The 12100-nt window shown below is 64.1% G+C and carries 13 protein-coding genes and 1 other RNA gene; all 14 read left to right on the top strand.

Going from position 1 to position 12100, the window contains the following annotated elements:
• The first annotated feature begins 2 nt into the window (after positions 1 to 2).
• The 14 genes from atpA (at position 3) to tyrS (ending at position 11931) form a co-directional block, all read left to right on the top strand.
• The gene (atpA, locus tag ACMZ6R_RS09460; protein ID WP_416110731.1) at positions 3 to 1511 is read left to right on the top strand and encodes a F0F1 ATP synthase subunit alpha; all 1509 of its coding nucleotides are present in this window, start codon (positions 3 to 5) and stop codon (positions 1509 to 1511) included.
• A gap of 65 nt (positions 1512 to 1576) precedes the next feature.
• Positions 1577 to 2461 carry a F0F1 ATP synthase subunit gamma gene (locus ACMZ6R_RS09465; RefSeq protein ID WP_416110733.1) on the top strand — a complete coding sequence of 295 codons (885 nt, stop codon included), beginning with the start codon at positions 1577 to 1579 and terminating at the stop codon, positions 2459 to 2461.
• Between the two features lie 18 nt (positions 2462 to 2479).
• Entirely contained in the window at positions 2480 to 3892 is a 1413-nt protein-coding gene (gene atpD, locus ACMZ6R_RS09470; RefSeq protein WP_416110735.1) for a F0F1 ATP synthase subunit beta, read from the top strand.
• 5 nt (positions 3893 to 3897) lie between these two features.
• A complete protein-coding gene (locus ACMZ6R_RS09475; protein WP_416110737.1) occupies positions 3898 to 4323 on the top strand; it encodes a F0F1 ATP synthase subunit epsilon in 426 nt (141 codons plus the stop codon).
• Between the two features lie 135 nt (positions 4324 to 4458).
• Positions 4459 to 4896 carry a F0F1 ATP synthase subunit epsilon gene (locus ACMZ6R_RS09480; protein WP_416110739.1) on the top strand — a complete coding sequence of 146 codons (438 nt, stop codon included), beginning with the start codon at positions 4459 to 4461 and terminating at the stop codon, positions 4894 to 4896.
• Positions 4897 to 4980: 84 nt separating this feature from the next.
• Positions 4981 to 6342, top strand: coding sequence for a bifunctional UDP-N-acetylglucosamine diphosphorylase/glucosamine-1-phosphate N-acetyltransferase GlmU (gene glmU, locus ACMZ6R_RS09485; RefSeq protein ID WP_416110741.1), 1362 nt, complete (start codon positions 4981 to 4983; stop codon positions 6340 to 6342).
• A 44-nt stretch (positions 6343 to 6386) separates the two neighbouring features.
• Positions 6387 to 6566, top strand: coding sequence for a cell division protein ZapB (zapB, locus tag ACMZ6R_RS09490; protein ID WP_416110743.1), 180 nt, complete (start codon positions 6387 to 6389; stop codon positions 6564 to 6566).
• A gap of 45 nt (positions 6567 to 6611) precedes the next feature.
• A complete protein-coding gene (locus tag ACMZ6R_RS09495; protein ID WP_416110745.1) occupies positions 6612 to 6869 on the top strand; it encodes a cell division protein ZapA in 258 nt (85 codons plus the stop codon).
• A 25-nt stretch (positions 6870 to 6894) separates the two neighbouring features.
• Positions 6895 to 7076, top strand: a non-coding RNA gene (gene ssrS, locus ACMZ6R_RS09500) — 6S RNA.
• Positions 7077 to 7238: 162 nt separating this feature from the next.
• Positions 7239 to 8798 carry a ribonuclease Y gene (gene rny / locus ACMZ6R_RS09505; RefSeq protein ID WP_416110747.1) on the top strand — a complete coding sequence of 520 codons (1560 nt, stop codon included), beginning with the start codon at positions 7239 to 7241 and terminating at the stop codon, positions 8796 to 8798.
• Positions 8799 to 8966: 168 nt separating this feature from the next.
• On the top strand, positions 8967 to 9743 hold the full coding sequence (locus ACMZ6R_RS09510; RefSeq protein ID WP_416110749.1) for a TIGR00282 family metallophosphoesterase: 777 nt from the start codon (positions 8967 to 8969) through the stop codon (positions 9741 to 9743).
• Positions 9744 to 9770: 27 nt separating this feature from the next.
• Positions 9771 to 10250 carry a hypothetical protein gene (locus ACMZ6R_RS09515; protein ID WP_416110751.1) on the top strand — a complete coding sequence of 160 codons (480 nt, stop codon included), beginning with the start codon at positions 9771 to 9773 and terminating at the stop codon, positions 10248 to 10250.
• Positions 10251 to 10258: 8 nt separating this feature from the next.
• On the top strand, positions 10259 to 10618 hold the full coding sequence (locus ACMZ6R_RS09520; protein ID WP_416110753.1) for an SPOR domain-containing protein: 360 nt from the start codon (positions 10259 to 10261) through the stop codon (positions 10616 to 10618).
• A gap of 38 nt (positions 10619 to 10656) precedes the next feature.
• A complete protein-coding gene (gene tyrS / locus ACMZ6R_RS09525; protein ID WP_416110755.1) occupies positions 10657 to 11931 on the top strand; it encodes a tyrosine--tRNA ligase in 1275 nt (424 codons plus the stop codon).
• The last annotated feature ends 169 nt before the right edge of the window (positions 11932 to 12100 follow it).

Here is a 12100-nt window from a genome sequence, read left to right on the forward strand (position 1 = left end):
CCATGCAAATTAAAGCGGAAGAGATCAGCCAGATCATCGAACAGCAGATCCAAAACTACGAGTCTCGCGTGGAAATGAGCGAGACCGGCACGGTGCTGTCCGTCGGCGACCAGATCGCCCGCGTCTATGGCGTGCAAAACGCCATGGCCATGGAGCTCCTGGAGTTCCCGGGCGGGGTCATGGGTCTGGTGCTCAACCTGGAAGAGGACAACGTCGGTGTGGCCCTTCTCGGTGAGGACACCCACATCAAGGAAGGCGACCCGGTCAAGCGCACGGGCAAGATCTTCTCGGTGCCCGTCGGCGAGGCCGTTACCGGCCGCGTCATCGACCCTCTGGGCAACCCCATCGACGGTCTGGGACCCATCGATGCCAAGGAGACCCGCGAGGTCGAAATCAAGGCCCCCGGCATCATCGCCCGGAAGTCGGTCCACCAGCCCATGTACACGGGCCTCAAGGCCATCGACGCCATGACGCCCATCGGCCGCGGGCAGCGCGAGCTGATCATCGGCGACCGTCAGACCGGCAAGACCGCCGTCTGCCTCGACGCCATCCTGGCCCAGAAGGGACAGGACGTGCACTGCTTCTACGTGGCCATCGGCCAGAAGAAGTCCACCGTCGCCCTGGTCGCCGAGACCCTGCGCCGCTACGGGGCCATGGATTACACCACCATCATTTCGGCCACCGCTTCCGAGCCGGCCTCGCTGCAGTTCATCAGCGCCTACTCCGGCTGCACCATGGCTGAGTATCACCGCGACAACGGCCGCCATGCCCTGATCATCTACGACGATCTTTCCAAGCAGGCCGTGGCCTACCGCCAGATGTCCCTGTTGCTGCGTCGTCCTCCCGGACGTGAGGCCTATCCGGGCGACGTCTTCTACCTGCACTCCCGTCTGCTGGAGCGCGCCGCCAAGCTGTCCGACAAGCTCGGCGCCGGGTCGCTGACCGCCCTGCCCATCATCGAAACCCAGGCGGGCGACGTTTCGGCCTACATTCCGACCAACGTCATCTCCATCACCGACGGACAGGTCTACCTCGAGCCGAACCTGTTCAACGCCGGTGTCCGTCCGGCCATCAACGTCGGTCTGTCGGTCTCCCGCGTCGGCGGCGCCGCCCAGGTCAAGGCCATGAAGCAGGTCGCCGGCACGCTGCGTCTCGACCTCGCCCAGTACCGCGAACTGGCCGCTTTCGCCCAGTTCGGTTCCGACCTGGACAAGGCCACGCAGCTGAAACTGAACCGCGGCGTGCGCATGGTCGAACTCCTGAAGCAGCCCCAGTACCGGCCCATGACCGTTGAAGAGCAGGTCGTGTCGCTTTTCGCCGGCACCCGCGGCTTCATGGACGAAGTGCCCGTCGAGGGCGTGGGCCAGTTCGAGGTCGCGATGCAGGAGTACTTCCACAACGCCAAGAGCGACATCCTGGCCGAGATCCGGGAGAAGGCGAAACTCGACGACGGCCTTATCGCCAAGCTCGGCGCGGCTATCGAAGAGTTCAAGAAGGGCTTCAAGGCCTAGCCGCGCGTTGATCGAAAACAGCAAAGTGTTTTTGTCAACGTCACGACAGGCCTAAAGGGGGAGCCATGCCTGCGCTCAAAGACGTCAAGGTTAAGATAACTGCGGTCAAGAAGACCAAGCAGATCACCAAGGCCATGAACATGGTGGCCTCGGCCAAGTTGCGCAACGCCCAGGCGCGCATCGAGCGGTTTCGCCCCTACGCCGACAAGTTCTACGAGATGCTCGGCGAGTTGGCCAAGGGAGCGGACCATACGGTGCATCCGCTGCTCGAGTCCCGGGAGGAAGTGAAGACGGTCCTTATCGTCGCCATCACCTCGGACCGTGGCCTTTGCGGCGGGTTTAACCACAACATCGTCTCGGCGGTCCTCAAGGTCGCCAGGGCCAAGGCGGCCGAAGGCAAGACGGTCAAACTCCTGTGCATCGGACGCAAGGGCCGCGATTCCTTCCGGCACAGCGAGTTCGAGACCGTCGCCGCCTATGTCAACGAGATGAATTCCTTTGACTTCACCCTTGCCTCGCGCATCGGCGCCGAGGTTATCGGCGGATTTGTCAACGGGACCTACGACGAAGTGATCATGGCTTTCGGCAAGTTCATCAGCCTTGCCCGGCAGGAAGCCACCCTGCTTCCGGTCCTGCCCCTGTCCCCGGCCGAGGCCGGCGGAGAGGCGACGGAGCCGGTCGGGCCCAAGGCGGAGTACATCTACGAACCGTCGGTGGAGGGCCTGCTTGCCGAACTCCTGCCCAGGTTCATCAATGTCCAGATCTACCGCGGGCTGCTCGACACCTCCGCCAGCGAGCACGCTGCCCGGATGCGGTCCATGGACAATGCCACCAGGAACTGCGACGACCTCGTCAGCTCGCTGACCCTGGTCTACAACAAGGCCCGGCAGGCGGCCATTACCAAGGAACTGATGGACATCGTCGGCGGTTCCGAAGCACTCAAGGGATAACCAAGGGGGCACCATACAATGAGCGCGACAAGCGGAAATGTCGGAAAAATCGTTCAGGTCATCGGCGCCGTTCTCGACGTCGAATTTCCTGAGGGCAAACTGCCGAGCATTTTAAATGCTCTCGAAATCAAAAACCCCAACAACCCCTACGCCCAGGACCTCGTGGTCGAAGTGGCCCAGCACCTCGGCGACAACGTCGTGCGCTGCATCGCCATGGACTCCACCGACGGTCTGGTGCGTGGCATGGAAGCCAAGGACACCGGCCTGCCCATCACGGTCCCGGTCGGCAAGGCGACCCTGGGCCGCATCCTGAACGTCGTCGGTCGTCCCGTCGACGAGATGGGTCCGGTTGACGCCGCCGCCATGTGGCCGATCCACCGCCCGGCCCCGTCCTTTGTGGACCAGTCCACGAGCATCGAGCTGCTCGAAACCGGCATCAAGGTCGTCGACCTCTTGATCCCCTTCCCAAAGGGCGGCAAGATGGGCCTGTTCGGCGGCGCCGGCGTCGGCAAGACCGTTATTCTCATGGAGTTGATCAACAACATCGCCAAGCACCACGGCGGCCTCTCGGTCTTCGCGGGCGTCGGCGAGCGCACCCGTGAGGGCAACGACCTCTACAACGAGTTCAAAGAAGCCGATATTCTGGGCAAAGCCTGCCTTGTTTACGGCCAGATGAATGAGCCTCCTGGAGCCCGTGCCCGCGTCGCCCTGACCGGCCTGACCTGCGCCGAGTACTTCCGCGACGAGGAAGGCCAGGACGTGCTGCTGTTTATCGACAACATCTTCCGGTTCACCCAGGCCGGTTCCGAAGTGTCGGCCCTCCTTGGCCGTATGCCTTCCGCGGTCGGCTACCAGCCGACCCTGGGTACCGACCTCGGCGCCCTGCAGGAACGCATCACCTCCACCAAGAAGGGTTCCATCACCTCGGTGCAGGCCGTTTACGTGCCCGCCGACGACTTGACCGACCCCGCGCCGGCCACGACGTTCTCGCACCTTGACGGCACGCTGGTCCTTTCGCGTCAGATCGCCGAGCTCGGCATCTACCCTGCGGTGGACCCCCTCGACTCCACGTCGCGCATCCTGGACCCGCTGGTTCTTGGCGCCGAGCACTATGCCACGGCCCGCGAAGTCCAGCAGATCCTGCAGAAGTACAAGGACCTTCAGGATATCATCGCCATCCTGGGCATGGACGAGCTCTCCGACGAGGACAAGCTCACCGTCTCCCGGGCGCGTAAGATCCAGCGTTTCCTGTCGCAGCCGTTCTTCGTTGCCGCCCAGTTCACCGGCAAGGAAGGCCGCTACGTGAAGCTTGAGGACACCATCAAGGGCTTCAAGGAAATTATCGAAGGCAAGCACGACGAGATTCCCGAGGGTGCCTTCTACATGGTCGGCGACATCAACGAGGCCGTTGAAAAGGCCACGAAGGGTTAACCGCCATGGCCCAACTCCTCCTTGAAATCGTCACTCCGGACAAGCTCGTCTTGTCCCAGGACGTGGAGTATGTGGGCGCGCCGGGTCTGCTTGGCGAATTCGGCGTTATGGCCAACCACATCCCGTTTCTGTCCGCCCTTGGCATCGGTAGCCTGATGTACAAGGTCGGCGGAAAGGCGCACTATGTCTTCGTTTCCGGCGGCTTTGCCGAGGTTTCGGGGAACAAGGTGACTGTCCTTGCCGAGGTGGCCGAGCGCCCCGAGGACATCGATGTGGAACGCGCGCGCAAGGCCCAGGAACGGGCCAAGCAGCGTCTGGAACGCGAACGCGAAAAAGTCGACTTCGCCAGAGCGCAGGCTTCCATGCAGCGGGCCTTCTATCGGATGAAGGTTCGGGAAGTCGCCGGCACTTCGCCGTCCACGGCCCACTAGCCGCGGACGGAACACGAAATGCAACACGGGCGCGACCGAAAGGCCGCGCCCGTTTTTTGTTGCCTGTACGCTCCTTTTGTCCTCGTCGTTTTCCTGGTAGATTGAGGGCGGTCGGACTGGAACAAAAGGAAAGACATGGCGAAATCACTGTTGCTTGAAATCGTGACGCCGGACAGGCTGGTGCTCGGCCAGGAAGTCGCCTCCGTGACCGGAGCCGGCACGGCGGGCGCGTTTACCGTGCTGCCCCTGCATATCCCGTTTCTCACGTCGTTGGCGGTGGGCTACCTTTCGTTTCGCGTTGATGGGGTGGTGCACACGGTGTTCGTCTCCGGCGGTTTTGCCGACGTGGCCTTTGACAAGGTCCTTGTTTTGGCCGAAGCAGCCGAACTGCCCGATGAAATCGATGTGGACCGGGCCAAGAGGGCCCGGGAAAGGGCGGAGGCCCGGCTGGCTCTCGAACGCCGGGAAAATATCGATTACGTCCGGGCCAGGTCGGCGTTGGAGCGGTCGGTCATGCGCATCAAGCTGCACGAGCTGGGCAAAAGCGGTCTGGGACTCCACCCCGGCGCGTAGGGCCGGTTGCCGGGCTTCCTTTTTCGGCCGCGCCGGAGGGCGCGGGGCCTACGCATATCTTCTGATGGCGTTTGGGAGATTTTCATGGACAAGCGCATTGGCGCGTTGATTCTGGCGGCGGGGAAGGGCACGCGTATGAAAAGCGATGCCCCGAAGGTGCTCAAGACCCTGCTTGGCGAGCCCATGCTGTGGTACGGCGAACAGGCCCTGGCCACGCTTCTGGGCGAGGGCGTGCTGACGGTGATCGGACACCGCGCCGAGGCGGTCGAGGCCGCCTTTCCCGACCTGGCCGGCCGGTTCGTGCTCCAGGCCGAGCAGCTCGGCACCGGCCATGCGCTGTCCGTGGCCATGCCGCTCCTTTTGGACGCGGGCTACAGCCATGTGCTGGTGGCCAACGGCGACGCGCCGCTGGTCACGGCCGAAAGCCTTGGCGCGTTCGTTACCGAAGCCCTTGGCGCGGCGGCGGATGTCGCTTTCGTGTCGATCGAACTGCCCGATCCCGGCGCCTATGGCCGGGTGGTGCGTCAGGGCGGGGGCGTGCGCATCGTCGAGGCCAAGGATTACGACGTGTCGCGTGACGGCCCGGCCACGGGCGAAATCAACGCCGGCGTGTATCTGTTGCGCCTGGAGGCGGTCGCGCCGCTGCTGGCCGGTCTGCGCAACGACAACAAGAGCGGCGAATATTACATCACCGATCTGGTGGGCCTTGGCGCGGCGGCGGGGCTTGCCGTCCTGGCCGTCAACCGGGGCGACGACCCGGCCTATCTCGGCATCAACAGCCCGCGTGAACTGGTCGCGGCCGAGGAAGCGCTGCGTCGTCGCATCGTCGACGGCCATCTCGACGCCGGCGTGGTCATCCGGGCGGCCGGGGCGGTGCGCATCGGACCGCGTGTGGCCCTCGCCCCCGGGGTGGAACTGTGCGGCCCGCTGGAGCTGTACGGTGATACGCGGGTCGCGGCCGGGGCCACGGTCTTTTCACACAGCGTCCTCGCCAATGTCGCAATCGGTGCTAACGTCACCGTGCATTCCTTTTGTCACCTGCAGGACGCGCGCGTGGCGGCCGGCTGCCAAGTCGGTCCCTATGCCCGGTTGCGTCCCGGCGCGGTGCTTCTCGAAGGGGCCAAGATCGGCAATTTCGTGGAAATGAAGAAATCGACCCTGGGCCCGGGGGCCAAGGCCAGCCATCTGACCTATCTCGGCGACACAACCGTCGGGGCCGAGGCGAATATCGGGGCCGGCACCATCACCTGCAATTACGACGGAGTGCACAAACACCAGACCGTCATCGGCGCCCATGCCTTCATCGGCTCCAACAGCGCCCTGGTCGCGCCCGTGACGATCGGCGATGGGGCCCTTGTCGGGGCCGGTTCCGTGATTACTTCCGATGTGCCGGGCGGGGCGTTGGCCCTGGGACGCGGCAGACAGGTGACAAAACCGCGCAAGTAGGATGGCGGCTTGATTTCGGGACTATTCGGGCGTAGGAAACAGCCATGGACATTTTCGATACGCTTGAGCAACGCGTGGAAGAGCTTGTGGCCCTCAAAAAGGCCTTGGAAGAGGAAAACGCGACGCTTCGGGCCGAGGTGGCCACGCTTTCCAATGAAAAGAAGGCTGTGGCCGATAGGATCGACGGACTCCTGGCCAAGCTTCAGGTAGAACTGGAGCCGTAACCTCCCGATTGACGTCACATCCGCCGGGACGGCTGCGGGGTGTCGATGCCCAGTTACAATGTGTCCATTTTGGGCTTTGAGCTGTCTTTCAAGACAGACGCGCAAGCACAGCGCGTCGAGTCCGCCAGGAAACTGGTGGAGCAACGCTGCAACAACATGTTGAAGGCGGGCGGGAAAACTCTCGGTAAGGAGAAATTGCTGGCCTATGTCGCCTTGGGTCTGGCCGACGATGTGCTCATCTCGAACCAGCGGCTCGACGACCTCGAAACCCGGGTCGGAGCGCTGCTGACAAAGATAGATTGATTGCCGCCATGGGCGGCTGTTGGAAAGTTCCCTGGAGTGTGCGTGATTGTTAGTTTATTTTTGAGCCGATACTCAAAAATAGGATGCCGCGACGTGTGGCTGGTGTGCGTGCCCGGCTGCGACCGGGTGGCCTGAAGGTCAAACAGGGGCGTCCGCCTTGGTTGCCAAGGTTCAAAAGAATTGACGACACGGCGCTCCGGGGCTTTTACATAAACCAGGCAAAGTGTGCCGGCGGGGAAAAATTCCGCTCGCAAGCCTCCTGGATTCGCGCCATACCCTTTGCGGCATGCTGCAGGCCGTCTCACGGATTTGAAAAAATCCGCTCCCTTGCTATTCGAGTCCCTTCCTCTCCCCGCTTCGGGAGAACCTATGGAATTCTCGACCATATTCATGGGGATTGTGGGCGTGGGACTCGGTCTGCCGGCCGGTTACTACCTCGACAAATGGATTTCCCAAAAAACCCTCAACGAAGCCAAAACCCTGTCCGACCGCATCCTGGACGAAGCCCGCAAGGAAGCCTCCGCCCATAAGAAGGAAGTCGTTCTGGCCGCCCAGGACGAACTGTTCCGCCAAAAGCAGGAGCTGGAAAAGGACTTCCGCGACAAGATCGCTTCCGTGGAGGACAAGGAGGATCAGGTGCTGCGTCGCCGCGAGCGCCTGGAGGAAAAGCAGGAGCTGATCGTCCAGAAGGAATCCGAAATGCTGGCCACGGAAAAGCGCCTGACCGCCAAGGAGCGCGAGCTCGACGAGAAGGGCGCGGAGCTTACCCGGCTGGCCGCCGAGCACGACAAACGGCTTCAGGAGATTTCGGGGCTGACCATGGAAGAGGCCAAAAAGCGGCTCATGGACGAAATCGAGTCCAAGACCCGCCACGAGGCCGCCCGCATGATCCGCCAGATCGAGACCGAAGCCAAGGAAACGGCGGACAAAAGCGGCAAGAAGATTCTGGCCCTGGCCATCCAGCGTTATGCCGGCGACTTCGTGGCCGAGCAGACCGTCACCGCCGTGAGCCTGCCGTCCGAGGAGATGAAGGGCCGCATCATCGGCCGCGAGGGCCGCAACATCCGCGCCCTGGAGGCCGCCACCGGCGTGGACCTCATCATCGACGACACGCCCGAGACCGTCATCCTGTCCGCTTTTTCGCCGCTCAAACGCCAGATCGCCAAGATGGCCCTGGAGCGGCTCATCACCGACGGCCGCATCCACCCCGCCCGCATCGAGGACATTGTCCGCAAGTGCGAGCAGGAGCTCGACGTGAAGGTCCGCGAGATCGGCGAGCAGGCCACCTTCGACACCGGCGTCCACGGCATCAATCCCGAGCTCGTGCGCCTGCTGGGCCAGCTCCAGTACCGCACCAGCTACTCCCAGAACGTGCTCCAGCACTCCCTGGAAGTGGCTTCCCTGGCCGGCATCATGGCCGCGGAACTCGGCCTCGACGTCAAGCGGGCCAAGCGGGCCGGACTGCTCCACGATATCGGCAAGGCCGTGGACCACGAGATCGAAGGCCCCCATGCGCTCATCGGCGCGGACCTGGCCAAGAAGTACGGGGAACCGGCCGACATTCTCCACGCCATCCAGGCCCACCACGAGGACGTGCCGCCCAAATCCGTGCTGGCGACCCTGGTCCAGGCCGCGGACAGCCTCTCCGGCGCGCGGCCCGGGGCCCGCAAGGAGCTCCTCGAGAGTTACGTCAAGCGTTTGGAGGAACTCGAGAACCTGGCCACCGATTTCGACGGCGTGTCCAAGGCCTACGCCATCCAGGCCGGCCGCGAGATCCGGGTCATGGTCGATTCCGAGAACGTGGACGACGACAAGACGTTTATCTTGTGCAAGGACATCGCCAAGCGCATCGAGGACAACCTGACCTATCCCGGCCAGATCCGGGTCACGGTCATCCGCGAGAAGCGGGCGGTGGGGTTCGCCAAATAGGCGTTTTTTTGTGTCGGGGGCGCATCCGCGCCCCCTTTGTTTTGCGGTGTCGCAAATGCGGCGGCCCGCCGCCGCCCCTGGACACGCCCGTTCCCAGCGCCCTGTCGGGCGCGGCCGCCGACGCGGACGAAATGCTCTGACCCCTGGCCGAAGGGAGCGGCCCGCCCCATGCGCATTCTTTTTCTGGGCGATATCGTCGGCCGGCCGGGCAGGGGCATCGTCTTCGAGCGCTTGCGCCAGATCCGGCGCGATCTTTCCCTCGATCTGGTCATCGCCAACGGTGAGAACGCCTCGGGCGGCCTCGGGCTGACGGCCAAGGCGGCCCGGCAGCTGCTCGAGGCCGGCATCGACGTCCTGACCGGCGGCAACCACATCTTTCGCCACAAGGACCTCGTGCCGGTGTTCGCGACCGAGGACCGCCTGCTGCGCCCGGCCAACTATCCGCCCGGCGCGCCGGGCGGCGGCTGGAGGGTGTATCGGCCGCACGACCGCCCCGCCTTCGCCATCATAAATCTCCTCGGGCGCGTGTTCATGCCGGCCATGGACTGCCCCTTTCGCGCCGCCGACGCCATCCTGGCCAAAATGCCCGCGGACGTGACGCTGCGGCTCGTCGATTTCCACGCCGAAGCCACCTCGGAAAAAAAGGCCCTGGCCTACTACCTGGACGGCCGGGTCAGCGCCGTGCTCGGCACCCATACCCACGTCCAGACCAATGACGCCCAGCTTCTGCCCCGGGGCACGGCCACGCTCACCGACTGCGGCATGACCGGGCCGGCCGCCTCCGCCATCGGCATGGACCCCGAGGAAGTCATCGCCCGTTACCTGACCGGGCTGCCCGTCCGCTTTGCCGTGGCCCGCACGCCGCCGGAAATGCAAGGCGCGCTGCTGGATGTTGACGCGGCCACGGGCAAGGTCGTAACTATCGCTGCCTGGCGGCTTGCGTAAGCGCCGCCGCAACCGGAGGAACCTGCCATGATCCGACGCCTTCATGCCCTGGCCCTGGCCGCCGCGTTCGTCGTCCTCGCCGCCGGCGCGGCTCTGGCCGCTCCCGAGCGCATGGCCATCTACATGACCGTCGCCGGGCCGCTGGAAGTGGTGCGCGACGGCGCGTCCTCCTCCATTCTGCTTGGCGGCAAGGTCATCCATCAGGCCCAGGACGCGTCCCTGACCGCCCAGTCCTACATGAGCGTGGGCGACCCGGCCGACGGCTACGACGCGCTCCTCTTGCGCCACGGCGTCGGCGACGCCGAGTGCCCCATCACCTTCGACCTCGTGACCGTGGGGGCCGACAAAGCCTCCCTCGTCACCCCGAACATCAATAAATGTTCACGCCTGGTGAGCATCAATGTCGACGGCGACAAGCTCATGCTGGTTACGGAAAAGCAGAACGGCCGCACCGAGGTCATCGAATACAACGACGCCAAACGTCGCGGCGGCGGCAAAAAACCATAAGGATACCCATGCTGCGCATCCTCGTGCTGACGGCCCTCATTCTTGCCTCGACCCTCGCCGGCTGCGGCGATGAAACGGTCTACGACTGGCAACGTCCCCACGATACCTATCAGGTCGGCTCGTTTAGCAAATACCAGAACGCCGAGGCGCTTAAAAACAAGCTGCAGAAAAACGGTTTCGACTGCCGCATCGAAACCGACATCAAGAACGGGCAGTTTTTTCTCAACGTGCTTGTCGACGTCTACAACAAGACCCCGGACACGCTGACGCAGCTCGAACGCATCAGCGGCGTCAAGCCGTACCTGCGCGGTCCCAAGACCGGTGAAACGGCCAAGCCGGTCGCCCCGATCCCCGGCAAGGACATCTGATTTTCCGCGCGATTCCCGACAACCCAAAAGGACCTGCCTTGAACATCTTCGACGAACTCTCCTGGCGTGGCCTCGTCCACCAGACTTCCGACGACGCCGGACTGCGCGAACACCTCGACACCCCGGGCCGCGTGCTCTACTGCGGCTTCGATCCCACGGCCGACAGCCTGCACATCGGCAACCTCGTGCCGCTTCTGGCCCTGGCCCGCTTCGCCAAGGCCGGGCACAAGCCCCTTTTCCTGCTCGGCGGCGCGACCGGGCTTATCGGCGACCCCAGCGGCAAGGACAAGGAACGCCAGCTCAAGACCGCCGAAACCATTGCCGCCTCGGCCGCGAAGATCAAAGCCCAGGCCATGGCCTTTTTCGCCCGCCTCGGCGTCGAAGGCGAGGTCACGCCGGCCAATAACCTGGACTGGACCCGGCCCATGTCCGTTATCGAGTTCCTGCGCGATATCGGCAAGCATTTCACCATCAACTACATGATGGCCAAGGATTCGGTGAAATCGCGCATCGGCCGCGAGGAGACCGGCATCTCCTACACCGAATTCAGCTACATGATCCTCCAGTCCATGGACTTCGAGCACTTAAGCCGCACCCTCGGCTGCACGCTCCAGATCGGCGGCGGCGACCAGTTCGGCAACATCACCGCCGGCCTGGAACTCATCCGCCGCAAGACCGGCAACACCGTCTACGGCCTGACCTTTCCGCTCATCACCACCGCCTCGGGCGCGAAATTCGGCAAGAGCGAAAAGGGCGCGATCTTCCTCAACCCCGAGCTGACCTCGCCCTACGCCTTCTATCAGTACTGGATCAACGCCGACGATCGCGACGTCTGCAACTTCCTGCGCTATTTCACCTTCCTGCCCAGGGAAGAGATCGACGCCCTGGCCGTGGAGACCACCGAGCGGCCGCATCTGCGCGCCGCCCAGAAGCGTCTGGCCCGCGAAACCACCGCCATGATCCACGGTAAGGAAGAGCTGGCCAAGGTCGAGGCCGTCACCGAGGCGCTCTTCGGCGGCGGCGATCTCCACGCCGTGGACCCGTGGACACTTAAGGCCGCCCTGGAAGCCGCGCCGGGACTCAATTTCGACGCGCTCTCCGATGTGCCGCCGCTGCCCAAGCTCCTGGCCGACATCGGCCTGTGCCCGTCCAACTCCCAGGCGCGCAAGGACATCAAGGCCGGCGGCATCTACCTCAACAACGAACGTGTCCCCTCCGAGGACCGGGCCCTCGTTGCCGAAGACTTTCTCGGCGGCGACCTGCTCATCCTGCGCAAGGGCAAGAAGAACTACGGCGTCGTGACGTTGGGGTAGGGCTGGCTGACGGCGAGCGAAGCCGGCTGGGGCTCTGCCTCCGGAGGCCGGCTGGGGCTCTGCCCCAGACCCCGCCGGGAGGCGAGCGCGCCCCCCGGACCCCCCATCCGGTGCGCTTTGGCCGGGCGGGGGAGGGGCTGGCGGGCGCGAGGCCGGAGAGTGAAGATGG

Origin of the sequence: Solidesulfovibrio sp. C21 (genome assembly GCF_047785625.1) — a bacterium.
GTDB lineage: Bacteria > Desulfobacterota > Desulfovibrionia > Desulfovibrionales > Desulfovibrionaceae > Solidesulfovibrio.